Annotated in this window: 26 protein-coding genes and 1 pseudogene; 18 read left to right on the top strand and 9 right to left on the bottom strand. The window is 66.2% G+C overall.

Annotated elements, in window-relative coordinates:
* From H6H00_RS07150 to H6H00_RS07100, 12 genes are all read left to right on the top strand, one after another.
* A complete protein-coding gene (locus H6H00_RS07150) occupies positions 1-249 on the top strand; it encodes an acetyl-CoA carboxylase (protein ID WP_185720535.1) in 249 nt (82 codons plus the stop codon).
* A complete protein-coding gene (locus H6H00_RS07145) occupies positions 246-1,613 on the top strand; it encodes an acetyl-CoA carboxylase biotin carboxylase subunit (RefSeq protein ID WP_185720534.1) in 1,368 nt (455 codons plus the stop codon). The genes H6H00_RS07150 and H6H00_RS07145 overlap by 4 nt, the downstream gene beginning before the upstream one ends.
* Positions 1,610-2,503 (top strand): 5-oxoprolinase subunit B family protein, encoded by an 894-nt coding sequence (locus H6H00_RS07140; RefSeq protein WP_185720533.1) that lies wholly within the window; start codon positions 1,610-1,612, stop codon positions 2,501-2,503. Before H6H00_RS07145 ends, H6H00_RS07140 begins: the two co-directional genes overlap by 4 nt.
* Positions 2,451-3,458, top strand: a complete 1,008-nt coding sequence (locus H6H00_RS07135; RefSeq protein WP_185720532.1) for a 5-oxoprolinase subunit C family protein — start codon at positions 2,451-2,453, stop codon at positions 3,456-3,458. The genes H6H00_RS07140 and H6H00_RS07135 overlap by 53 nt, the downstream gene beginning before the upstream one ends.
* A gap of 49 nt (positions 3,459-3,507) precedes the next feature.
* Positions 3,508-4,515 carry a biotin synthase BioB gene (gene bioB, locus H6H00_RS07130; RefSeq protein ID WP_185720531.1) on the top strand — a complete coding sequence of 336 codons (1,008 nt, stop codon included), beginning with the start codon at positions 3,508-3,510 and terminating at the stop codon, positions 4,513-4,515.
* Positions 4,512-4,721 carry a biotin synthase auxiliary protein BsaP gene (bsaP, locus tag H6H00_RS32185; protein WP_255425620.1) on the top strand — a complete coding sequence of 70 codons (210 nt, stop codon included), beginning with the start codon at positions 4,512-4,514 and terminating at the stop codon, positions 4,719-4,721. Before bioB ends, bsaP begins: the two co-directional genes overlap by 4 nt.
* 137 nt (positions 4,722-4,858) lie before the next feature.
* Positions 4,859-5,083 (top strand): tautomerase family protein, encoded by a 225-nt coding sequence (locus H6H00_RS07125; protein ID WP_185720530.1) that lies wholly within the window; start codon positions 4,859-4,861, stop codon positions 5,081-5,083.
* 29 nt (positions 5,084-5,112) lie between these two features.
* A complete protein-coding gene (gene pxpA / locus H6H00_RS07120; protein WP_185720529.1) occupies positions 5,113-5,835 on the top strand; it encodes a 5-oxoprolinase subunit PxpA in 723 nt (240 codons plus the stop codon).
* 148 nt (positions 5,836-5,983) lie between these two features.
* Entirely contained in the window at positions 5,984-7,405 is a 1,422-nt protein-coding gene (locus H6H00_RS07115) for an NAD-dependent succinate-semialdehyde dehydrogenase (protein ID WP_185722229.1), read from the top strand.
* 5 nt (positions 7,406-7,410) lie between these two features.
* Positions 7,411-8,577 (top strand): 8-amino-7-oxononanoate synthase, encoded by a 1,167-nt coding sequence (locus tag H6H00_RS07110; RefSeq protein ID WP_185720528.1) that lies wholly within the window; start codon positions 7,411-7,413, stop codon positions 8,575-8,577.
* Between the two features lie 28 nt (positions 8,578-8,605).
* On the top strand, positions 8,606-8,995 hold the full coding sequence (locus tag H6H00_RS07105; protein ID WP_185720527.1) for an SRPBCC family protein: 390 nt from the start codon (positions 8,606-8,608) through the stop codon (positions 8,993-8,995).
* Positions 8,996-9,116: 121 nt separating this feature from the next.
* Positions 9,117-10,697: a purine-cytosine permease family protein gene (locus tag H6H00_RS07100; protein ID WP_185720526.1), complete on the top strand. Its 1,581-nt coding sequence runs from the start codon at positions 9,117-9,119 to the stop codon at positions 10,695-10,697.
* A gap of 244 nt (positions 10,698-10,941) precedes the next feature.
* On the opposite strand, the gene H6H00_RS07095 is transcribed toward H6H00_RS07100, so the two are convergent.
* From H6H00_RS07095 to H6H00_RS31785, 3 genes are read right to left on the bottom strand one after another with little or no spacing between them, the layout of a single operon-like run.
* On the bottom strand, positions 10,942-11,115 hold the full coding sequence (locus H6H00_RS07095; protein ID WP_185720525.1) for a hypothetical protein: 174 nt from the start codon (positions 11,113-11,115) through the stop codon (positions 10,942-10,944).
* Positions 11,112-11,321, bottom strand: a complete 210-nt coding sequence (locus tag H6H00_RS07090) for a hypothetical protein (protein WP_185720524.1) — start codon at positions 11,319-11,321, stop codon at positions 11,112-11,114. The genes H6H00_RS07095 and H6H00_RS07090 overlap by 4 nt, the downstream gene beginning before the upstream one ends.
* A complete protein-coding gene (locus H6H00_RS31785; protein ID WP_221775819.1) occupies positions 11,321-11,479 on the bottom strand; it encodes a hypothetical protein in 159 nt (52 codons plus the stop codon). The genes H6H00_RS07090 and H6H00_RS31785 overlap by 1 nt, the downstream gene beginning before the upstream one ends.
* 514 nt (positions 11,480-11,993) lie before the next feature.
* Here H6H00_RS31785 and H6H00_RS07080 point away from each other — a divergent pair.
* Entirely contained in the window at positions 11,994-12,521 is a 528-nt protein-coding gene (locus tag H6H00_RS07080) for a hypothetical protein (protein ID WP_185720523.1), read from the top strand.
* Between the two features lie 67 nt (positions 12,522-12,588).
* Positions 12,589-12,858 carry a hypothetical protein gene (locus tag H6H00_RS07075; RefSeq protein WP_185720522.1) on the top strand — a complete coding sequence of 90 codons (270 nt, stop codon included), beginning with the start codon at positions 12,589-12,591 and terminating at the stop codon, positions 12,856-12,858.
* A gap of 279 nt (positions 12,859-13,137) precedes the next feature.
* Here the strand turns inward: H6H00_RS07075 and H6H00_RS07070 are convergent, their stop codons facing one another.
* Genes H6H00_RS07070 through H6H00_RS32790 form a run of 3 tightly spaced genes read right to left on the bottom strand, consistent with a single transcriptional unit; the run spans position 13,138 to position 15,358 of the window.
* Positions 13,138-14,055, bottom strand: a complete 918-nt coding sequence (locus H6H00_RS07070) for an S-4TM family putative pore-forming effector (RefSeq protein WP_185720521.1) — start codon at positions 14,053-14,055, stop codon at positions 13,138-13,140.
* A complete protein-coding gene (locus tag H6H00_RS07065; protein WP_221775818.1) occupies positions 14,052-14,936 on the bottom strand; it encodes a CBASS oligonucleotide cyclase in 885 nt (294 codons plus the stop codon). Before H6H00_RS07065 ends, H6H00_RS07070 begins: the two co-directional genes overlap by 4 nt.
* A complete protein-coding gene (locus tag H6H00_RS32790) occupies positions 14,933-15,358 on the bottom strand; it encodes a hypothetical protein (protein ID WP_185722227.1) in 426 nt (141 codons plus the stop codon). Before H6H00_RS32790 ends, H6H00_RS07065 begins: the two co-directional genes overlap by 4 nt.
* Here H6H00_RS32790 and H6H00_RS07055 point away from each other — a divergent pair.
* Positions 15,323-16,504, top strand: a pseudogene (locus H6H00_RS07055) (IS3 family transposase). The gene H6H00_RS32790 and the pseudogene H6H00_RS07055 sit on opposite strands and share 36 nt — an antisense overlap.
* A gap of 5 nt (positions 16,505-16,509) precedes the next feature.
* On the opposite strand, the gene H6H00_RS07050 reads toward H6H00_RS07055, so the two are convergent.
* Genes H6H00_RS07050 through H6H00_RS07040 form a run of 3 tightly spaced genes read right to left on the bottom strand, consistent with a single transcriptional unit; the run spans position 16,510 to position 18,043 of the window.
* Positions 16,510-16,743: a hypothetical protein gene (locus tag H6H00_RS07050; RefSeq protein WP_185720520.1), complete on the bottom strand. Its 234-nt coding sequence runs from the start codon at positions 16,741-16,743 to the stop codon at positions 16,510-16,512.
* Positions 16,740-17,240 carry a CBASS system Cap8 protein gene (locus tag H6H00_RS07045; protein ID WP_185720519.1) on the bottom strand — a complete coding sequence of 167 codons (501 nt, stop codon included), beginning with the start codon at positions 17,238-17,240 and terminating at the stop codon, positions 16,740-16,742. The genes H6H00_RS07050 and H6H00_RS07045 overlap by 4 nt, the downstream gene beginning before the upstream one ends.
* Positions 17,237-18,043 carry an ATP-binding protein gene (locus H6H00_RS07040; RefSeq protein WP_255425618.1) on the bottom strand — a complete coding sequence of 269 codons (807 nt, stop codon included), beginning with the start codon at positions 18,041-18,043 and terminating at the stop codon, positions 17,237-17,239. The genes H6H00_RS07045 and H6H00_RS07040 overlap by 4 nt, the downstream gene beginning before the upstream one ends.
* A gap of 389 nt (positions 18,044-18,432) precedes the next feature.
* Between H6H00_RS07040 and H6H00_RS07035 the strand changes: the two genes are divergently transcribed.
* The 3 genes from H6H00_RS07035 to H6H00_RS07025 all read left to right on the top strand — a co-directional run bounded on the left by H6H00_RS07035 (position 18,433) and on the right by H6H00_RS07025 (position 23,255).
* On the top strand, positions 18,433-18,813 hold the full coding sequence (locus H6H00_RS07035) for a helix-turn-helix domain-containing protein (protein ID WP_185720517.1): 381 nt from the start codon (positions 18,433-18,435) through the stop codon (positions 18,811-18,813).
* Complete coding sequence (locus tag H6H00_RS07030) at positions 18,810-19,403, top strand: ImmA/IrrE family metallo-endopeptidase (protein WP_255425617.1); 594 nt, start codon at positions 18,810-18,812, stop codon at positions 19,401-19,403. Before H6H00_RS07035 ends, H6H00_RS07030 begins: the two co-directional genes overlap by 4 nt.
* A gap of 543 nt (positions 19,404-19,946) precedes the next feature.
* On the top strand, positions 19,947-23,255 hold the full coding sequence (locus tag H6H00_RS07025; protein ID WP_379539844.1) for a phosphorylase family protein: 3,309 nt from the start codon (positions 19,947-19,949) through the stop codon (positions 23,253-23,255).
* Positions 23,256-23,259: the final 4 nt, after the last annotated feature.

Raw genomic sequence — 23,259 nt, 5'->3', positions numbered from 1 at the left:
ATGTCCCGACACGAGGTGGTGTCCCCGATCCCGGGCGTCTTCTACCGCAGGCCCGACCCCGGCAGCCCCGAGTACCTCAAGCCCGGCCAGCAGGTCGCGGCGGACGACACCGTCGGGCTGGTCGAGGTGATGAAGACGTACTACCCGGTGGAGTCCGAGGTGGTGGGCACGGTCGTCGAGTACCTCGTGGAGGGCGAGACCGTGGTCGACGCTGGGCAGCCGCTGTTGGTGATCGAGGTGGACGGGTGAAACGCCTCCTGATCGCGAACCGCGGCGAGATCGCGGTCCGCATCATCCGGGCGGCGAAAGACCTGGGCATCGAGACGGTCGCGGTCGCGAGTGAGGCCGACACCGACGCCGCCCACGCCAGGCTCGCGGACTCCGTCGTGCACATCGGTCCGTCTCCTGCCGCGAAGAGTTACCTGGTCGGCGAGACAATCATCGCCGCTGCCCGGGAGTCCGGCGCGGACGCGGTCCATCCGGGTTACGGGTTCCTGTCCGAGCGCGCATCCTTCGCCGCTGCAGTCGCCGACGCCGGTCTCACGTTCGTCGGACCCGAGGCCGCGGTGATCGAGCAGATGGGCGACAAGGTCCGCGCCCGGCAGGTCGCCATGGCCGCCGGCGTTCCGACTGTGCCCGGCACCACCGACGGTGTCGACGGCGTCGCCGCCGCCGTCGAGGCCGCCCGCGAGATCGGCTATCCGGTCATGCTCAAGGCCGCCGCGGGCGGTGGCGGGCGTGGGATCCGGGTCGTGGCGGACGAGACCGAACTGACGAAGGCCTTCCCACAGGCCTCGGGCGAGGCCGCCAGTGCCTTCGGTGACGGCCGCATGTACCTCGAGCGGTTCATCCGCAGCGCGCGCCACGTCGAGGTGCAGGTCCTGGGCGACGGCACCGACGCCGTGCACGTGTTCGAGCGCGAGTGCTCCCTGCAGCGGCGCCGCCAGAAGGTCGTCGAGGAAGCGCCGTCGCCCGGCATCGACGACCGCATCCGTGCGGAGATGACGGCGGCCTCGGTCCGATTGTGCAAGCAGGTGGGCTACCGCAGCGCGGGCACCGTCGAGTTCCTCGTCGACGACGAGTCCGGTGAGTTCTTCTTCATCGAGATGAACACCCGCATCCAGGTCGAGCACCCGGTCTCGGAGTGGATCAGCGGGATCGACCTCGTCGCCGCCCAGTTGCGCATCGCCGCGGGCGACCCGCTGTCGCTGCGCCAAGCCGACATCGTCGCGCGCGGGCACGCAGTGGAGTTCCGGGTGTGTGCCGAGAACCCGGACAAGAACTTCATGCCGGGACCCGGCCGGATCGACCAGGTCGTGCTGCCCGGCGGGCCGTGGGTCCGCACCGACACCTGGCTCGGACCCGACAGCCGGGTCTCGCCCTTCTACGACTCGCTGGTCGCCAAAGTGATCGTGTGGGGCGACGACCGTGCCACAGCGCTCGCTCGGTCGCGTCGGGCACTGGGCGAGCTCGTCGTGAGCGGAGTACCGACCACCACGGGACTGCTGCTCGAACTGCTCGACCAACCGTGGTTCGCCGAATCGCGGTTCAACACCGGCACTCTCGAGGAGTGGCTCGCCGAGCGGGCCGCGTCAGCAGGAGGTTCCCGATGAGCGAAACGGCGAGCCCGGCTCGCTACAGCTGGGGCGGTGACGAGTTCATCTTCGTCGAGCTGTCCGAGGAGATGAGCCTTCGCGCCAACTTCCGCGCCATGGCCATCACCCGCGCACTGAAGGAGGAACGCCCGGACGGGATCCTCGAGATCTGCCCGGCCAACGCGTCCTACCAGGTCCGCTACGACCCCGACGTCATCGAGCCGCACACGCTGCTCGCACACCTGCAGGACCTCGAGAAGAAGGTCGGTGACGCGAGCGACGTCAGCCTGTCGACCCGCGTCGTGGAGATCCCGGTTCTCTACCGCGACCCGTGGACCACCGAGACGCTGATGAGGTTCCGCGACCGCCACCAGGACCCGGACGCCACCGACATCGACTACGCCGCGCGGATCAACGGGCTGCCCGACGCCGACGCCTTCATCGCAGCGCACACCGGATCGCCGTGGTTCACCTCCATGGTCGGGTTCGTGGCCGGCCTGCCGTTCATGTTCCAGATGGTTCCGCAGGACCGACAGCTCGTCGTCCCGAAGTATCTGCGACCCCGCACCGACACGCCCAAACAGACGGTCGGTCACGGCGGATGCTTCGGCTGCATCTACTCGGTGCGTGGTGCGGGCGGCTACCAGATGTTCGGCATCACGCCGGCCCCGATCTACGACCCGACGCAGTCCAGCCCGGACTTCGCCGACTTCATGGTGTTCTTCCGGCCCGGCGACATCGCGTCGTTCCGAGCGATCGACCGCGACGAGTACGACGACACTCTCGTGCAGGTCGAGCGGCGCGACTACCGGATCCGCTCCCGCGAGGTCGAGTTCAACCTGCAGCCGTTCCTGGATGACCCAGCCGGCTTCAACTCCCGTCTCCTGGAGGTGCTCCGTGTCGATTGAGGTGCGTAAGCCGGGACTGTCGACCACCGTTCAGGACACCGGCCGCAGCGGCTACTACGACGTCGGGATCCCGCCGTCCGGAGCGTTGGACCTGTACTCGCTCACGACCGGGAACCGTCTGGTCGGCAACCCTCCCGATGCCGGCGCACTCGAGGTCGTCTACATGGGACCCGAGCTGCTGTTCACGGAAGATGCTGTCGTGGCGGTCACCGGTGCGGAGCTGCCGCCCCGCATCAACGGCGAAGCGCGACCGCTGTGGGAGTCGTTCCCGGTCTCGGCCGGGGACGTTCTCAGCTTCGGATTCGTCAAGGGCGGCGCCCGCGCGTACATCGCGGTCGCTGGAGGCATCGACGTCCCGGTCGTCCTGGGCAGCCGGGCCACCTACGGCCTCGGTGCGCTCGGTGGGATGGAGGGCCGACCACTGGTCGCGGGGGACACTCTCCCGATCGGGGCCGGCGCAGGTACCCCGGGCCGCGTCCTGCCCGGCGACCTGCTGCCGGCGCTGGGCAAGGACGTCGAGGTCCGGGTCGTGATGGGTCTCTACGACCACGTCCTCGCCCCAGAGGGCCGGGACAACTTCCTGCAGACGACATGGACCCTCACCCCCGTGGCCGACCGCGTCGGCTTCCGCTACAAGGGAGCGGAGCTCAGCACCATCGAACGCACACCGCCGTTCGGGGCAGGCCAGGACCCGTCGAACATCGTGGACGCGCCGTACCCGATCGGCTCGATCCAGGTCCCCGGCGGGGTGGAGCCGATCATCCTGCACCGTGACGCCGTCTCCGGTGGCGGATACATGATGGTCGGGACGGTCATCAGCGGTGACCTCGATGTCGTCGCTCAGTCCGCCCCGAACACCAGGACCCGGTTCGTCGAAGTGGACATGGACGGGGCGCTCGCGGCGCGTCGCGACTATCGGGCCCGCAGCGCCCGCGTCGCCGAGCTGCTCGCGTAGGACGTCACGTCATCGACGAGCCGAGCCGCAGCCACCGGAGTAGGACACCATGACAACCGTTCGATTCGCCGTTCTCGACCGTGCCCGGAGCCAGGTCCTCGACAAGGGCCGGGGCCTGTCCGAGCCCGACGTCCTCGAGGTGCTTCGCCTGCCCGACGAGGCGCTCACACCGCTGCTGGAGCTTGCGCACGAAGTGCGCATGCGATGGTGCGGGCCCGAGGTCGAGGTCGAGGGCATTATCTCGCTCAAGACCGGCGGCTGCCCCGAGGACTGCCACTTCTGCTCCCAATCCGGCCTGTTCGCTTCGCCGGTCCGATCGGCATGGCTCGACATCGACTCCCTGGTCGAGGCGGCCAAACAGACGGCCAAGGCCGGAGCCACCGAGTTCTGCATCGTCGCCGCAGTCCGCGGACCCGACGAGCGCCTCATGACACAAGTGGTTGCAGCGGTGGCCGCCATCAACGACGCGGTCGAGATCAACGTCGCGTGCTCGCTGGGCATGCTCACCGAGGACCAGGTCACCCGGCTCGCTGCGATGGGGGTTCACCGCTACAACCACAACCTCGAGACGGCGAGGTCCTACTTCCCCCAGGTGGTCACCACGCACACGTGGGAGGAGCGCTGGGGGACGCTGCAGATGGTCCGCGAGGCGGGCATGGAGGTGTGCTGCGGTGGCATCGTCGGTATGGGTGAGTCCCTGGAGCAACGGGCCGAGTTCGCGGGGCAGCTCGCCGCACTCGAACCCGACGAGGTGCCGCTCAACTTCCTCAACCCGCGCCCGGGGACACCATTCGGTGACCTGCCGCAGCTCGAGGGGAGCGACGCGCTGCGGACGGTGGCAGCGTTCCGCCTCGCCCTGCCGCGAACCGTCCTGCGGTTCGCCGGTGGTCGCGAACTCACCCTCGGCGATCTCGGTGCACGCCAGGGGCTGCTCGGTGGGATCAACGCGATCATCGTCGGCAACTACCTCACCACCCTCGGGCGGCCCGCCGAGACCGACCTCGATCTGCTCACCGAGCTGCAGATGCCGATCAAGGCGCTCAACCAGGCGCTATGAGCACCTCGGCGACGGTGGAGACGATCTGCGGGCATTGCGGGCAGGTGCGCGGTCCGACCTGCCTCGATGCGTGTGCGCGCGATGGCCTCGATCCACCCCGGTACTGCACGGCGTGCGGGCGGCGGATGGTCGTGCAGGTCGATCCCTTCAGCTGGCGGGCGCGATGCTCCCGCCACGGCGAGCGCACGCCGACGGATCGACGGTGATCGGTATGGCGCACGTCGAGCAGACGGCTTGTACAGACTGCGCATCGTCGCACTGCAGGCCGGACTGCAAGCTGATGAGACAGCCACGTCGCCGTGGAGTGCAGCTCCGTCGGTCCGACAACCGGAGGTACAGCGCCATGCCGTTCATTCGAGTGGACTGGTTCCCAGGACGCACGCTCGAGCAGAAGCGCGAGCTGGCCGAGGTCCTGACCCGAGAGTTCTCGAGAATCGGTGACTGCAAACCGGAAACGATCAACTTCATCTTCACCGAGGTGGATCGTGAGAGCTGGGGTCGCAACGGGAAGCTTTTCTGCGACGCCTACGAGTACGAGAACGACCCGACCGGCGAGCCGGATGCCTGAGCGGCTCGAAATCCTACCGAGGAGATTCCATGGTTAGCTTGAACTCCGACATGGGTGAATCGTTCGGCATTCACTCCTTCGGCAACGACGATGCGCTGGTGCCGCTCATCGACACCGCGAATGTGGCCTGCGGGTTCCATGCCGGTGATCCGACCGGGATCCGCGAGACCGTGGAGAAAGCGCTCGCCGCCGGTGTCACGGTCGGCGCCCACCCAGGCCTTCCTGACCTGGTCGGCTTCGGCCGCCGGGAGATGAAGCTCGATCGCGATGAGACCGCCGATCTCGTCCGGTACCAGGTGGGGTCGTTGGTCGCCTTCCTGGACGCCGCCGGGGCTTCGCTCGACCACATCAAGCCGCACGGTTCGCTCTATGGGATGGCCGCCCGGCAGGAGGACATCATGGACGCGATCTGCGATGTCGCCGTCCAGTACGGCGTACCCGTCTTCGGTATGGCCGGTACCGAGCACGAGGCGGTGGCGAACAAGCGCAACGTGCCCTTCGTCGCGGAGTTCTACGTCGATCTCGGCTACCGCGCAGATGGCAGTCTGATCATCGCGCGCCGGCCCCGCGCGACCCCGGTGGAGGACGCCCAGCAACGTGCTCGGAAGGCGCTGACGGAAGGTCTCGCGACGGCCGACACCGGCGAGGACTTCCCGATGCGGGTCGATTCGATCTGTGTCCATTCCGACACGCCCAACGCTGTTGAGGTCGCTCGGGCGGTGCGTGGGGTCATCGACTCCGTGAGGGGGTAGTCGTCCGGCGATCCCCTGACCGGCACAACCACCACTCTGATCCACGATGAGGCTCGCCGACGACCGTCCCGGGCCTTCGTCGTGATGCCCGAGAACGGAGCACGAGGTGATCCTCGACAGCACGATCGGCACGGGCGACATCCGCCCGATGCTCGGCCCGATGCTAGGCAAGCACACCCCGGCTACGCCTGACGAGGGCTTCGCTGTGCTCGATCCTTCGACCGGCGAGCCGATCGCCGACGTCGCCCGGGTCGGGCCCGCCGCCGTCGACCGCGCGATCGACGAGGCGTCCGAGGCGCTTCCGTCATGGTCGGCCACAGCGCCGCGGGTGCGCGCCGAGATCCTGCGATCCGCCCACGAGCTGATGCTCGCCGAACTCGAGCCGCTCGCCCTTCTGATGAGCTTGGAGATGGGCAAGACCCGAGCCGACGCCCGCGCCGAGGTGCGCTACGCGGCAGAGTTCTTCCGCTGGTTCTCCGAGGAAGCTGTCCGCATCTGTGGCGAGTTGCGCACAGCGCCCGGCGGCGCCAACCGCATCCTCACCGTGCACCGCCCGGTCGGTGTGGCGCTGCTGCTCACGCCGTGGAACTTCCCTGCCGCGATGGCGGCGCGCAAACTCGCGCCCGCTCTCGCCGCCGGCTGTACGGCTGTCCTGAAACCGGCCGAGGACACCCCGCTCACCGCGATCTACCTCGCGGGTCTGCTCGGGCGTGCCGGCGTTCCCGACGGGGTGGTCCATGTATTGACGACGGACCGGCCAGGTGAGTTCGTCGAGCACGCTCTGGCCGATCCGCGGATCCGCAAACTGTCGTTCACCGGATCCACGGGTATCGGCCGACTCCTTCTCCGCCAGGCCGCCGACCGGATCGTCAACACGTCGCTCGAACTGGGCGGCAACGCCCCCTTCATCGTCCTCGACGACGCGGACCTCGATGACGCGGTCGACGGGGCCATGTTCGCCAAGATGCGCAACGGCGGTCAGGCCTGCACGGCAGCCAATCGATTCCTCGTACACGGTGCGGTCGCCGACGAGTTCGCCGACCGGCTCGCCGCGCGCATGGCCGGGCTCATCGTCGGGGCCGGGACGGACGAGGAGACGCAGCTTGGACCGATGGTCAACGCCCGGCGGCAGGACGATCTCGCTGCGCGCGTCGACGCCGCCGTCGGGGAGGGCGCCAAGCTGCACACCGGAGGAGCACCGCTGGATCGGCCAGGCTTCTTCTATCCGGCCACCGTGCTGTCTCACGTCGATCGCGGCAGCGTGCTGTCGACGGACGAGACGTTCGGGCCCGTCGCCCCGATCATCGAGGTCGCCGACGACGACGACGCGGTCGCCCTAGCCAACAGCAGTGAGTACGGACTCGCCGCCTACGTCTACTCCGGCAGCCTCGGTCGCGCGCTTGCCGTGGCGGAGCGCCTGCAGTCGGGAATGGTCGGGGTCAACCGTGGCGCGATCTCCGATCCCGCCGCCCCGTTCGGCGGCATGAAGCAGTCGGGCATCGGCCGCGAAGGTGGATTCGAGGGCATCCACGAGTTCCTCGAGATCAGTTACCTGGCCGTGGACTGGTGAGACCGATGACACGACGACTCGACCCGTTGGCCTGGTTGGACGTGCACGCAGCCGGCCGGGAAGAGATGGGGCTGCGCCGCCGACTCACCCCGCGCTCGCCGACGGGGTCACTGCTCGACCTCGCGAGCAACGACTACCTCGGGCTCTCCCGCCACCCCGAGGTCATCGACGGGGGCATCCGCGCCCTGCGCACCTGGGGTGCGGGGTCCACCGGCTCTCGGTTGGTGACGGGCACGACCGAACTGCACGAGACCCTGGAGGACGAGCTCGCCGCCTTCGCCGGCACCGAGAGCGCGCTCGTGTTCTCCTCCGGCTACACCGCCAACCTGGCCGCCGTCACAGCGCTGAGCTCGCCCGACTGCCTCATCGTCTCCGATGCCGCCAACCATGCTTCCCTGATCGACGCCTGCCGGCTCACCCGCAGCCGCGTCGAGGTGGTGCCCCACAACGACCTGATCGCCACGGAGCGCGTGCTGGCCGGCCGCACCCAGGCGCAAGCGCTCGTCATCACCGAGAGCATCAACTCGATCGACGGGTCCCGAGCCCCGGTACGCGAGTTGCACCGGATCTCCCGTGCCCATGGGGCTGTCCTCGTCGTCGACGAAGCACATGGCCTGGGCGTATGTGGGCTCGGTGGCCGAGGGTTGTGCGCCGCCGCCGGCCTCGCCGGCCTTGACGACATCATCATCACCGCGACGCTGTCCAAGGCCCTCGGTAGCCAGGGCGGCGTCGTCCTCGCTCCGGGTCGGGTCGTGGAGCACCTGATCGACACCGCTCGGACGATGATCTTCGATACGGGCCTGGCGCCGGCCTGCGCCGGATCGGCGCTCGCCGCGCTGCGCGTGCTGCGTGACGATCCCGGCCTGAGCCTCGCGGTGGTGCGCGCAGCAAGCGAACTGGCTTCGGCAGCCGGCGTGGCTCCGCCCCCATCTGCGATCGTCCCCGTCGTCATCGGAGAGCCCGGGCCGGCAGTCGAGGCAGCCCGCCGTTGCGCCGAGCTGGGCCTGCGCGTCGGATGCTTCCGCCCGCCGTCCGTTCCCACAGGGACCAGCCGCCTGCGCCTCACCGCCCGCGCCGACCTCACCCCGGCCGAGCTCGAGCACGCGCAGACCACGCTGCGCGCGGTGCTGGCCGATCGCTCCCTCGACATCGCGTCCGTCCTGGCGGGCTGACGCCCCACCTCACCGCAATGGAGAAGTCATGACATCCCTTCGCTCCCACGTCGTCATCGACGCGACTCCGGACACGGTGTGGCAGCTCGTCAGCGACACCGCGAACATCGCGGACTGGTTCCCCGCCATGCGCTCGTCCTCTGGCGACGGCACGCACCGGACGGTCGTGCTCCAGGACGGATCCCGCCTCGACGAGATCGTCGTCAACTCCGACCCGGTATTGCGCCGGTTCCAGTACCGGATCGTGGGAGGAGACCTCCCTGTCGAGTACCACCTGGGCACGGTTGACGTCATCGAGGTCAACGCGGGGCGGTCAGTCGTCGTCTACACCACCGAGATCGAGCCGGTCACTCTCGCGGAGGCGTTCGAGGGCGCCATTTCTGGGGCGGTGCAGGAACTGCCGAAGCACCTTTCCTGACTGTCCAGAACGGGGCACCGGACGCGCCGGTTGCGCCACATCGCGCAGTGCTGGCTGAACGGTAAGTGAACGACACTTCCATCAGCTCGAAATCGGACCCGGCACTGCGATGAGGAACCCTATGTCTCTGCCGAAACAACAGGCTGCGCTGGACATCAGTTACACCGACGACGAACGTGTGGTGCGCGCCGCCGCCACTGAGGACTATTCCACGCATGTCGTCCCGCATTCCTGGCGCTCGGGGAGGTGGTCGCTGGCGTCGGCCCGGTGGGCGCTGTTCTCCGCGATGTTCTGGCTCTACGTCGCTGTGGCCTCGGCCGACGCGGTGGGCACGCCGAACACCCTCATCGGCATGGCGCTCACCGTCGTCACCTACGGGGCGGTCAACTCCGTGCTTTCGCGCTACGCAGCCCGGACCGGGCTCACCGTCGCGCTGCTCTCCCGCCGCCTGTTCGGCCTGCTCGGCTCGGCGCTGGCGCCGCTGATCTTTGCGGCGACAGCTGTCTACTACGCCGTTTTCGAGGGCTCCGTCATCGCCGTCGCGTTCCAGAAGTACTTCGGCGGTGAGCTGAAGCTGTGGTACCTCGCGGTGGTGATCTACGCACTGCCGCTCGTGATCGGAGGCGTCCGCATCTGGCTGGACCGGCTCAACGGGGTGCTGCTGCCGTTCTACGTCGCCGGACTGATCGCTGCGGTCGTGGCCACCACCGTTCGGCAGGGCTACCCGGAGAACTGGCTGAGCTCGGCCGCGAGTTCGAGTGCCTTGCCCGGATGGCTCACCGCCTACCTGATCTACATGGGTGTGTGGATCATGATGATGTTCACGTTCGACTACGCGCGATTCGGCAAGGTCGAGGACCAGCGCTTCCACTCGACGGTCACGTTCGGCTGGGTCTTCTACGTCTTCACGTTCGCAGTGAACGGGCTCATCGGCATCTACCTGCTGCGCGCCTGGGACATCAGCGGCTCCGAGACCGGCGTGATCGATGCATTCATCAACGCGCTCGGCTTCGTGGGCGTGCTGGTCATCTTCGTCTCCCAGACCCGCATCAACACGGCGAACTATTACCTCGCCTCATCCAACCTCGAGGCCTTCGGGTCACGCGTTCTGCGCCTGCATCCGCCGCGCGTGGTCTGGGTGGGAGTGGCCGGAGTGATCGCCTATCTGCTGATGCTCACCGACGTACTCAGCTACCTGCTCGTCGCGCTGGCCTGGCAGGGCGTGTTCATCACCGCATGGGTCGCGATCGCGATGACCCACATCTTCCTGCACCGCAGTGATGCCGAGATCCCGGAGTTCCGGCCGGGCCGGCTGCCCGCCCTCACCGCGGGCGCACTGGCCTGGATCGTCGCATCGGGGATCGGCATCGCGCTGACGGTGCAGACGGCGTCCGCGGTAGCGGCTGAGCTCGCGCCCGTCATCACAGTCGTCCTGGCCGTGGCCGGGTACGCGCTGGCAGAGCGCTACGGCGCATCGACGTTGCAGGCGCGTGGCAACGACCCGCGCGACGAGGTCGACGACGCCTGGGAGGCGCGGATCCGCTGCCACGTCTGCGACCTGTCCTACGTGGCGATCGAGATGGACCGCGACCCGTCCGCCGGCGGCGCCGCGATCTGCTCGGCCTGCGCGGAGAACTCCTCCGAGATGCTGCGTGCGGTCGAGGTCGAGACGACGGTTGCAGCAGACCGGGCTCCCGGATGAAGTAGTACCGCCGAGGCCCCCGCTGAGGTTGACGTCCAGTCACGGGTCGCGTCGTACGACGCGCTCAAGGCTGCACCTCAGGGGCATCTGAGCGCATCCACGCCGAGTGAGGGTTCGAGGACGCGTGCTTCGAGGCCCTCGTGTGCGAACGACCAGACCCGGGCCACCGACGCGGACGGCCCGAGCCGGCGTAGCTGCCGTGCAGCGACCGCGAGCTGCGGCCGGCGGTGCGATCGTCGCGGTGTTAGACCAGCACAAGCCTGCGCTGGTCGATCCCGTCGATGGTGGTGGTGCCCAGCTTCTCGACGCAGGCGTGGAACTCGCGCTCGTTCTGCGCGCTCGCGCCGCCCTTCCTCGGGCCGGCGCTGCCGTCGAGGCGGTAGGTCGGCCTCGACATGTAGTACTTGAACTCGATCAACGAGGCGGTGTCGTCGGCCTGGACGAGGAGGTCGAACGTGCGCCATCGGTCTGGAAGCGCGGCTTGTAGAGCAACTCGCAGGCGGCCGTCATGAAGAACGACCGGAACGTGAACTCCTCGGTGTTGGCGAGACCGACCAGCTCAGCGTGCTCCAGGATGCGAACCACCGCCAGCCTGGTGGCCTCGGGCACCCACTCGTCGTCCATCAGCGCGCTGCTCCTTCTTCGGCGTCAAACGTGATCGTCAGTGAGCTGCGGTAGGCGCCTTTCGGCCCGTCGACTGCTGGCTCGGTGTGCGGGTCTGATCCGCTGGGCCAGACGCGCACCGCCCGGTAGTCGTAGCCGTTCTGCTGCGCGGTCTCCACTCCAGCTCGACGACCTGTCCTGCGTTCAGCGACTTGTACCCGGGCACGGCGACGGCGCTGAAGTGCGTCCAGCAACCGCCCAGAGAGGTGGGGGAGTCGACGACACCCCACCACTCGTCATCGCGACACTCCCGCACGACTGCCATCACCGTCGTGCGCTCATCCTGCTCCGCACTGATGACGGGGTGGCGAACCTGACCACCGCACCGGTTCCGGGGGTCGGCGGCGGGGAACGACTGCGGCCAGGGAGGGGGTCACTCTCGCTCAAGGCCGCGAGGCCGAGGAAGTGCTGATGGACCGCCTTCGGCGGGGGCCTGCCGGCCCTGTGGCTTAACACGGCCTGACTCACGTTCAAGGGCGCTCGCTGCGCTCGCGTCGCATGCGACGGCCTTCGGCCGCCCTTGAGCGCGAGCCTCGCAGGCCGTGTTGGGACGCCTTACGGCGGCGGGGAACACAGCGCCCCGCCACCCCAAGGGGACGGGCCGACAGGCCCACCCGGACCCGGGAGGCCGCCATGCCCGCACGTTCTAACCGCAGCCGCACCGTCGAGCAGCCGAGCCCGACCACGCAGGCACGGATGATCACCAAGTCCTCGGTGGTCACGAGCCTGACCGTCCGCGCCGCCGGACTCGTTCCCGCCCGTCTCGATCTCGCTCACGTCGGCACGGCGGAGCAGCAGCTCGGTCTCACCCTCGGCACCGTGCTGATCTACGTTCGAGCCGGGGAGACCGCCCGGGCAGTCGCGGACGGGTGGAGCGGCGCCGCGGTCGGAGCGCGGTCGCTGGCCCCGGCGGTCGCGGGGCGCCGGCCGTTGCTGATCGGGCCCACGACGGTGGCGGCGATGATCCGGTTCGCCGGACTGCCGGACGTGACGTGGGCGTCGCTGCCGTCCCAGGTGGGTGGGGCGGTTCCGGCGATGCTGCGGATCGAGATCGGTCCGGTCACGTGGGAGGTGTGCGACGCGACCGCCTACACCTCGATGCTGCGCGCGTGGCGTCAGGCGGCCCGGTTGTTGGGGGAGAACCCCACCGAGGACGAGTAGCGCGCGGGTTGTGGACAACTCGGGGCGGTCGCCGACGCGGCCGCCCCGAACCTGTGATCCTGCGCGGATGGACATCATCTGGACGCTCGGTGTGCTCAGCGCTGGAGTGGAGAATGCGCAGCACCTGGCCGGCGGGATCGTGACGACGCAGGCGGAGGCGATCGAAGCGGCATCCGACGCTCTCGTCATCGCGGCGATGGATCGCGGCCGCCAGGAGTACCGGGTCTGCGTGGCCGACACTCTGATCGGCGTCGTTCCGGGCCTGACCGAGCAGGGCGACGTGGACCTGTTCGGTCTCGCCGGGGCCCTGCCCCGGATCACCAGCAACGGTCGATAGGCGCCCGTCGGCCTGCCCGGGGCTGCGAGGGTTGGCTGCATTTCGCCCCGCACCGCGTCGCCGAGGTGGCGGACGGCGCGGCGGATCCCGATGGGCACGTCGCGGCCGGCGTTGAGTTCGATCGCGTGCAGCGCAGGGTCTCGCCGAGCCGGCTGGCGATGACCGGGGCGTCGACGCCGGGGTAGTCGTCGAGCAGGCCGACGATCACGTGCAGCCGCGGCCATACCGCCACCACATAGAGGCGGTCGGATCTTCGGTCTGTGATGGATTTCTGGGCGATTACGTCGAGGTCGATCTGCGAAGGGTGTCGACCCCGGCAGCGGTGTCGGCGTGTGTTCCCCGGCGGCGGATCTTGTAGAACCAGCCGGGTACCCGTGGGGTGTCGATGCGGGCGGTGAACGAGGCGTCTTGTATGGCGCGCACCTCGTTGACCGAGATGGCGCTGAGGTCATCACGGTGGGCTTCATAGAGGTCGTCGATCGCGGCGACGTCGTCGGTGCGGGTCACGGAGGTACCCCGGTGCGATCGCGAAATCTCGATTGAGTCGAGCAAGGCCGGCGCGGTCGGCAGGAAGAGCTTGACCAAGTAGTCAGCGAGGGTGAGGCCCATCGTCACGGCTATAGCCACGCCGGTTAGTAGGCAGATCGCTCCCAATACGGCGACGGTGGTGGCGTAGCTGCGATGGTCGCCTCGACCCCACACAGTGCTCTGCCGTTGACAGAGCAGAACGTCGGCGGGCCAAGGGACGCTGGCGAGGTCGACGGTGAACCAGGTGTGGAACCGTTGGTGGTCGGATTGGCGGCGCGCTGCGGCGGCGACATCGTCGGGCAGCGGTCGGCGGCCGGCGAGGGCGTCGTTCCAGGGCAGCCGGAACAGCTCCGTGTCGTAGAGCTCGTGAACGGTGACAGCCTGACTGCGAGCACGTTGTTCGAGCCTGGAAAGAACGGTCCGGCCCAGGATCAGCCAGGCCGCGCTGATGGCGCCGAGCACGCCCTTGGTGTCGATGCTGCTCAGTGCGAGCACCGGGCCGGTGATAGCAAGGATAAGGGTGCCGAGCACGCGGACCCGACGCCAGCGCTGCGCCACAGCGTAGAGGCGGCTGTAGGCACGCAGGCGGGCGAGATGATCAGGTTGGTTCTGCCGACGGGTGATGTCGGCGGAACTCCCAGATGGGACCGGTCGTGCAGGCTGGGTCACGACTTCGCGAACGCGGAGCCGAACAGCCCCTGCCAGGTGTCGAGCGCCTCTCCAATGCGACCGCTACTCTGCAGCTGAATTGCTCGGGTGCAGGTCTGTTCGGCGGCTCGGAGGGCGGTGCGAGCCGCTTCGAGGGCGCCCGGGGTGTCGTGCAGGGTGTCCGATATGTCGGGACCGAGTCCGGCCGGATCGCGCCACCGCTCGTCGATGCGGTCGTGAGCTGTGGCGAAGAACTGACGCAGTTCTCGAGGGCGATCGCTACCCCAGGGCCCGGTCATGATGTCCAGCGCCATGACCTCGATCAGAAACGACGGATCGATGGGGTTGCCGTGCTGACCGTTCCAGCTCTTGATCATCTTCACTAGCGGCTTCCACTGCTTCGCGAACGCCTGATTCGCCGCGGTGGCCTTCTCCGCATGGACCTTCGGGTTGGTCGAGATCCATTCCCCGAGCACGTCGTCGGGAATCAGGTAGTTCACGTCGTCGGCGAACGCGGGGACGACGTCGAAGCTGACCACGTCCAGCCCGGTGACGTCGCCAACGACGTCGAAGTCGACGCGCACCGCGCGCCGGTCGGGCTCAACCCGGTTCTGCCCGTAGTTGGGCGCGAGGGCGGCCTCGACGTCGGCGAGGACATTGCGAGGGTGGCGGTCGAGGTAGTCGCGGTCGGCGAGCACGATCATGATGTCGACGTCGCGCAACGGCTTGGTCTTGGTCTCCCGCCGGTAGGATCCGGTCAAGAAGTCGTCGTCAATGGCGAACGTGTCGCCGAGCAGGGCTCGGATGTCCTGCTGGCGCCGGCTGGCCGCCTTCTCCTCGGTCTCGGTGATCTCCAAGCGGCTGCTGAACTTGTCGAACGCCTCGCTGACAGTGAGCATCATGCAGTCCTCGTGTAGTAGGCCAAGCTGGCGCCGAGCGCGCCCCCGCCGACGGCCGTACCGGTGGTATGGCGCTGGAAGCCGGTCGTCTCCCGCAGCGATGTGGTGGACCATCCCGCTACGTCGGGACGCCCGGGCGCGGTCGTGGCCACCACCCGATACTGGCATCGCGACAGGTACCCGCCCGCCTTCCTGACAGCGAAGGCGATGCTGTCGGGGTCGTACCACAGCTCACCGTCGCCGTCGGAGTAGTAGCCGTAGTCGATGGCGAAGTCGAACCGGCCGACCAGGTCGTTTCCCGCGCGCCGGTCCGGGTCGAATGGGACTGCCCAGGGTTCGGTTGACTCCTGACCTGTGAGGACGTGGTCCTCGCTGGAAGGATCGTCATCGTGCCCAAGCCGTTCCCGGCCGAGTTCCGACGTGATGTGATCGCGGTCGCCCGTCAGGGCGACCAGTCGATGGCCCAGGTCGCGCGCAGCTTCGGGATCTCAGAGTCGTGTCTGAACCGATGGTTGAGGATCGCCGACCGCGAGAACGGCCTGCCTGCCCAGGCCGCCTCGTCCTCGGCTCCGGCCCACGGCAGCCGCTCGGGTGATCTAGAGGCCGAGAACCGCGAGCTGCGCCGCCGGACCAAGCAGCTCGAGCAGGAGAACGAGATCCTGCGCCGCGCGACGGCCTACTTCGCCCGCGACGTCCTCCCAAAATGATGTACCCGCTGGTCCTCGACCTCGCCGACGACAAGATCCCGGTCGCGGTGACCTGCCGGGTGCTGGGTTTCTCCAAACAGGCCTTCTACCAGTGGAAAGCAAAGCCGGTCAGCGATCGTGACTACGACGACGCTTATCTGATCAACGCCGCGATCGATGTCCACCACGACGACCCCGAGTTCGGCTACCGGTTCATCGCCGACGAACTCGCTGCGCAGGGCTGGGCAGCCTCGCGCAATCGAGTCAGCCGGCTGTGCACGCTGCAGCAGCTGTGGTCGACTCACGCCCGCCGACGCGGCCGCCAGCGCCGGCCCGGACCACCGGTGCACGATGACCTCGTGCGACGCGAGTTCACCGCGGCGCGACCGAACCAGCTGTGGCTGACCGACATCACCGAGCACCCCCACCGGCGAGGGCAAGATCTATCTCTGCGCGATCAAAGACGCCTGTTCCAAGCGGATCGTGGGCTACTCGATCGACGCTCGTATGACCTCCGCGCTGGCGGTCACCGCGCTGCGCAACGCGGTGGCGCTGCGCGGAACCTCGGCGGCGACGATCGTGCACTCCGACCGAGGCAGCCAATTCCGGTCACACGCCTACCAGCGCGAACTCCGCGCCGCCCGACTACGCGGCTCGATGGGTCGCGTCGGAACCTGTGCCGACAACGCCGCAATGGAGTCGTTCTTCAGCTTGCTGCAAAAGAACGTCCTGAACCGCAGACGCTGGGCCACCCGCGCCGAGCTGCGGCTGGCGATCGTGTCCTGGATCGAGACCACCTACAACCGCCGACGCCGCCAACAAGGCCTCGGACGACTGACCCCGATCGAGTTCGAGACACTGCTCAACACCGCCCACGCAGCCTGACCCACCTACCGAAACTGGGTCAACCAAAGTCTGGGCAGTCCCAATACCTCCAGCACAAGGGTCTGCAGGTGGCCGGTGCCCAGCCAGGTGGCCACGCCGTCCTCCAGGACCGACCACGTACCGATCAAGCTCGCGGTCGACAGACCACTGGCCTGCACGATGCGCTTGAGTCCGCGCAACAGGTTGGTCGCGACGTGGGTGTGGGCGAAGCTGGCGGTGTTGACGCGCACCGTGCTCACGACCGCCTCAACTCCTCGAGGTCCACGACCAGCGCATCGCGACGATCAGCGGTGCGAGCGGGCGCACCACCACTTTCGACAGCGCTCTCGGCGGTGCTGTCGGCTCCGGCGCGGAGATCGCGAGCGGTGAAGCCCGGGTGCGCGCGCAGAGCCTCGGTTGTGTCGGCCAGGTCGAGCTCCTCGCACGGAAACGAGATCGTCCATCCCGACGCCTGCAACGGCCAGCTGGCCAGAGGTTGCTCCTCGTGCATTGCGTCGGCGGCGGCCTCGCCGTGGACGGTATAGATCCGGATCCGGTCACCCACCGCGGGCAGGATGACGATCGGGGCCAGCGTGGTGTACTCCTCCGTGATCAGCATCGCGGCCAAGTTCGTCACCGCCTCGAGCCGTGACCGGGCGGGATCGCCGTCGGCGGTCAGCAGGGCGGTGATCGCTCGCCAGGTGTCGGTTGCGGACCGGGCGGGGACGGCTGCGACGCGGCGGGCAACGACGCTCACTGTGCCCACCGCGGTTCGTGCAGCTCGGCCAGCAGGTCGTCCCCTGTCACGAGAGACGGGTCGGCGGCGCACTCGCCGCGTCGCCCGCACGCCGCCGCTACCGCCTTGCGGAGTCTCCTGCCGTCCATGCCCTCCGTGAGGCGAGCCGCCTGGTCGAGGACTGCGGGGTGCAGCAGCGACGTCGCCCCGGGGAAAGCCGTGGCCACTGCCCGGGCTGTCGCTTCGAGGATCTCTCGCCGCGCCGCCTCGCTCGGCAGTGGGACCTCGATAACCCGATCGGCCCGCGAGGCCAGCGCCGGGTCGATGATCTCGGGGAAGTTGCTCGTCGCCAGCACGAGCACGCTCTGATGCCGGCGGGCCAACCGGTCCAGCCCGACCAGCGCGGCATCCACCGCCCGGTGTACGTCGATGGGGTTGGCCTCCAGCGACAGCCCAGACCGGTCGGTAACCAGTGTCTCTACCTCGTCGATCAGGACCACCATCGGCCCAGATGCGGCGTACTCATCGAGCACCGTGCCAAACAGATTCTCCACGCTGCGCTGGCTACGTCCCAACGCAGCGCTGACGAGGCCGTGCGGGTCGACCTCGACGAACAGCCACTCGTCGGGCAGGGTCCGGGCGATCTTGTCGGCCAGGCCACGAGCCACAGTGGTCTTCCCGACCCCGGGGGGGGGCCGATCAGCAGGGTCAGACCGTGCAGCGGAAGATCCTCGAACCGGATTGCCCGCCGCAGCTGCACTCCGGCAACGGCGTCCTGCACCAACCGCGCCTTCATGCCCTCGGGCAGCAGGTTCGACTCCCACGCCCCTGTGAACTCTGCATCAGGCAGCAGGCGTGCATCCGCAATCCCGGGCAAGCCGATCTCTGGCGTCCGCCGGCGCGCCGGTGTCGGAGTAGCCAGCCGGCTCACAGCGCGGATCCTCTCCGGCGAGCAACCTGAATGGCAGCGGATTCCGGGCCAGCGCAAAACGCGGCCGAGCGGAGGTGAGACGCGGGCATGCTGTCCTCCTTGAGGACATCAGAGATCGGGTACCGGGGTGCGCGACCTCGTGTGGACGAGGGCTGGGGCCCCTCGGGACGTCGACCCACTTGAGCAACGATGCTCGACATGTCGAACGTTGCGGATCACGCTACGCGCTCGTTCTCGACATGTCGAACGTTCTTGTGGGTACGGTCGCCGCGGGAGGACACCATGGCCGACGCTCACGTCGACGTTGCCGCGTTGCATGCAGCGCTCGACGCTGCCCGGATGAGCCGCGGGTTGTCGTGGAGAGAACTGGCCCGAGAGCTTGGACTAAGCCCGTCGACACTGTCCCGTCTGGCGAACCTCAAGAGCCCCGACGTCCACGCGTTCATGGCGATGACCCACTGGCTCAACGTGCCGGCTGAGACCTTCCGTATCCGCTCAGAGGCATCCTTGCCGACGGTGTCCGAACCGGAACTGATGGCCGAACTGGCTCCGTTGCTTCGCGCTCGCACCGATCTCGACGCCGAGGACGTGAGGTACCTGCAAGAGATTATTGGAGCTGCGGTACGTCGGTTCGGCGAGTCCCGGAGGACGGAGACCGCGTGAGCCCGGCGGCCCGTCGCGCCTGGACGCAGCAGAAGATGCGCGAGGTCGCTGCCGAGGAGAGGTCCGAGCAGGGCGTAACCCCTCGAGAGCGCCTCGACCCCTACACGCTGGCCGTCACCCACGGCATCGACATCTACGCCATCGACGAGTTGCCAGGCGAGCACTGCTCCCATTTCGCTGTCGAGCACTTCACCTCCGTCCGGCAGGCGGCCTGGTCGGCGGCTCTCGTGCCGATCGGATCCGCTCGGATCATCCTGGAGAACGTCAGCCACGACCCGCGGCGGCGACGGTCGTCGATCGCCCACGAACTCGGTCACTTCCTTCTAGAGCACGACTTCCACGACGTCCTGCTTACCGACGACGGGTGCCGACAGTTCAGCTCGGCCCACGAGAAGCAAGCCAAGTACTTCTCCGGTGAGCTGCTGCTACCCGAGAAGGCCGCGAGATGGGCCGCGTTCCGTGGTTGGACCAACGATTTGGTCGCCGAGCACTTCGACGTGAGCATCGAGTTCGCGCAGTGGCGCATGTCCGGCGCACGCGTCTACGCGCGACGGGCCCTGGAACGTCAAGAGGGCGGAGTCGGACGATAGCTAGGCGCCTTGTAGCAAGTGGGCGACGCGATACGGATCAGAAGGTTGGGAGTTCGAATCCTGTCGGGCGCGCCAATTCGACGCAGGTCCTGACCAGCACGAACGGTTGGGCCCGTGACCTTGCAGAGGGTGCTGTGATCTCGATCCACGAACCGATACATGAATGTTGCAAGACTTCGATCCATGACAGTCGTGTGGGAGCCGCGACAGCGAGGCAGTATCTGGCGTATGCGTGATCTGGCGTATGCGTGACCGCGACCAGGGTCCGCGTTTCTGCGGGCGAGGATCCGAGCACAGGCCCGCGGATCATCCTCACAGTCACTTCAGACAGCGTGCCGATCGGCGGTAGGACAACGTACGCGTGCCAACAGTAGACTGGCACGGACAAGGCACCTTTAACAAGTTTCCGGGCTGAAGTCGGTCGTATGGTGTCGCCGCGATATACTAAGCGTCAAAGTTTAACTGGACATGAAATCCTCGGGGGCTCACCGCGTTCGGATACGAGACCTCCGTTAGTGTCGGCCACGATGCAAAAGGTGATGAATGGACCGACCGCCAAGGCAGCCCCCGATTGTAGGCGTCGTCACCATGCTCGGAGTGGAGACGGCCGCTCTGAAGGCTGCATTCGATATAAGCGAGGACCATCGAGTTCCAGGAGACGGATTTCTCTACTACGAGAAGATCCTTCAGACCCGATTCAGCGGGCAGATTCGCCTCCGCCTTCATCCATTAGGGGAAGCCGGGAATGTCGCCTCGGCAGCCGATGCGGCTAGGATCCTTAACGACGGCGCTTCATTTATGCTTCTATGTGGGATCGCAGCTGGCCGTCGCGGCAAAGTGAAAATCGGCGACGTAATTGTCCCTCGCGCCGTAGTTGATACAACGATTAAGGTAGTTGAGCGCGGCGCACTCATTGCGCGACCGAGCATCTCGACACCACTAAAGGGCGTGCTGCAGATGAATGCCGCCGCTGCGGGTTCTCGGTCTAGCTGGGAAGCGCATTATCAGAAGCTTCTGCTGGCCCTAAACTGTCCACCGATGCCGGCTCGTCTATCAGTAGATGAGCGTGCCGAGGTCGCGTCCGTCCCTACAGTTCATGATTCTGCAATCCTATCCGACAATCTTCTGCTGCGTGACCCAGACGTCGTCGTCGATGCGGCCAATAGATTGCATCAACAGATCCGCGGCGGTGAGATGGAAGCTGCCGGATTTGTCAAGGCGTGCGAGACTCGATATCCGCCAACGCCATGGTTCATCGTGCGATCGGTGTCGGATTTCGGCGACGAGCTGAAGGATGACAGCTTTCACGTACGGGCTGCAGCTTCAACAGCCGCGTATGCTGCCGATTATGTTCACGAAACCTTGGATCTACGGATCTGGACAGGGTTAACTGGGCGTCCTAGGGAACTTCCCAGCGGTGAAGTATTAGCTTCGTCAGATCCGATGCAACCCCTTACGCGGGATCCTGTCAATCTTGACCCGATAAGCTTGGGTGTTCACCCATCCATAGCATCTCGTGCCGTCGGTAAAGAAGAGCCACCGCTCCCGGTTTATATTTCACGAGGACATGATCTCTCCCTGGGGGAGGCCATTTTGAATAGGGCAAGACCGAGGCTCATTCTTCTGGTCGGACCTCCAGCCACGGGCAAGACTCGCTCGATGTACGAAGCCCTGAAAGCCGATTTGTCCAGCGGATATTCCGTCCTTCATCCTGTCTATCCGTCCAAACCGGCTGGACTACTGAACGCCCTTGAGCGTCTAGGTGGCCGCACTATCTTGTGGCTGGATGAATTTCACGAATACTTGCAAGGCTCGACAGGAAGTGCCGTGGTTGGTGCATTGCATAATGCAATGCAGGCGCAAGGTGACCTACTTATCTTGGGTACATTGTGGAATAGGAGTTGGCAAGATCTAGCAGAAGCAGCAACTGCGCTCGAAACTTCCGTCTATGCCGACGCGCAGATCTTACTGAACCTCGCAACCCGTATCGACGTGCTCGATCACTTCGATAGTACCGAACGATCGACAGCCGAGCGGGCGGCAATCGGTGACACCCGTATAGCTTTGGCCCTAAAAGAGACTGGAAGCACAGGTAAAATCGCCCAGTACCTAGCGGGTGGCATTCAAGCTGCCCACCGATATCGCGATGCCGACACCTTCAGCCGCGCGCTGGTCGACGCCGCAATCGATGCGGTGCGGCTATCTCCATCGGGTCGTGTTTCGATCGATTTTTTGCGTGACGCATGCCTCGACTACATCGACGGTGCAGCGTGGCCTATAGTCGGAGACGACAAATGGTTCACCGATGCATTGAGGTACTGTACGTTTAGGCTTCGAAACACTATCGCACTACTTGAACCAGTACGGCATCCGACAATACCGAACAGGACTCTGTACACGCCGTCGAGCTACATCCGGGAGGAGGTCGCGAAGCGGCGACAGTTCATCGTTCCACCCGAGTCTTTCTGGGACTCGGTGGTGCGACATGAGCAAAGCGCAACAGATGTGCACTGGTTTGGCATCCATGCTAGGCGTCGCGGGCTGTCTAAAGTTGCCGCTAGACTATTCATGCGATCCTGCGAACTGGGAGGGTCGTCGTTGGACTTCGCCGAAGAAGTCTTAGTGCGAGCGGGTCACCACGAAGCTGTCTTGCAGCTGTGGAGAGACCACAGCGATCTTGATCGAATGTCCGATGAGCATGCTGCGTATCTGCTCGCATCCATCGACGAATCCGATGGCATGGCCGAGAAGATCTGGAAACAGCGTAGCGCCTCGGGTAGTGATGCGGCAGAATGTTTTCTCGCGGAGCTTCATTCGGAGAGTGAAAAACAGCTCGTTGAAAGAATCAAGCAGCTGGCAAGCATCGGAAATGCTTATGCTGCTCGGTTCTGGATGAACAAGTTGCAGGCACATCCGGCGCCACTGCACCTCGAGGAGGATATTCGTGCTCGCAGATCCGAGGATTTTGATTTCGACTTGTTGACGGATTATACAATGTACCTCGCTCGGCATGGCCGGTACATGGACGCGGAGGTGCAGGCGGCCCGAGGGCTTCCCTATAGCCGAGGTCCTTGGATGTCGCTCTACGCTTATCTCGACAGCATTGGTCGGTACGATCTCGTCCAACGCCTTCTTGTTGCGATGCTCGAAGGAGGCGACCCTCGCGCTGCCGCAGATCTGGCAGAGTTCTACGAATGGGCGGGCGATCTAGACTCGGCCGTAGACGTCTTACTCGACTCGAAGGTCGGTCTTTCCGAATACAAGTCACAAATGCTGAGTCGCCTTGTCGGATTGACAAATCGAGTGGACGACCTTGAAGCTCGGCTGCGAGATGGCGTGGAACGTGGGGACGCTTTAACTGCTTGCTCGATCGCCACGGCAAGATTCTTTTCTGGGGATCTGGAGGGAGCCGCGCAGGCGGCAGAGGAAATGGTCCAGAGTGGGAAAGATTCTGCGATACAGTATGGCGCCATTCTCTTCGCGCGAATCGGGCAACTCAGTATGTCGGAGGAGACTCTGAATCTTATTCCGGATGAACGTAGGTGCGACCGAGCTCGAATGATCATCGCTGAGGAGGCCGGTGACTCTGGCTTGCTAGATGTAGTAGTTCGAATCTTAGGTCCACTGATCGCCAAGAACGACATCGATGCGATCGAGTTGCTTGCTTGGGCGCATGCCGGCCTCGGCGATCGCGACGAAGCAATTCGCTTGTTCCGTCAAGCGGTGAGTGGTGGTACGAAACGAGGATTCTACAATTTGATGGATGCTATGAACCAGCTGACCTATCCAGGGTGGTCGGCAACGTGCCGCTATGGATTGAACTACGATGGGACGATATCGAAGCCGTGGTGACCAA

The sequence above is a fragment of the Pseudonocardia petroleophila genome (assembly GCF_014235185.1).
Lineage (GTDB): Bacteria > Actinomycetota > Actinomycetes > Mycobacteriales > Pseudonocardiaceae > Pseudonocardia > Pseudonocardia petroleophila.
This window is presented reverse-complemented; position numbering and strand designations above follow the sequence as displayed.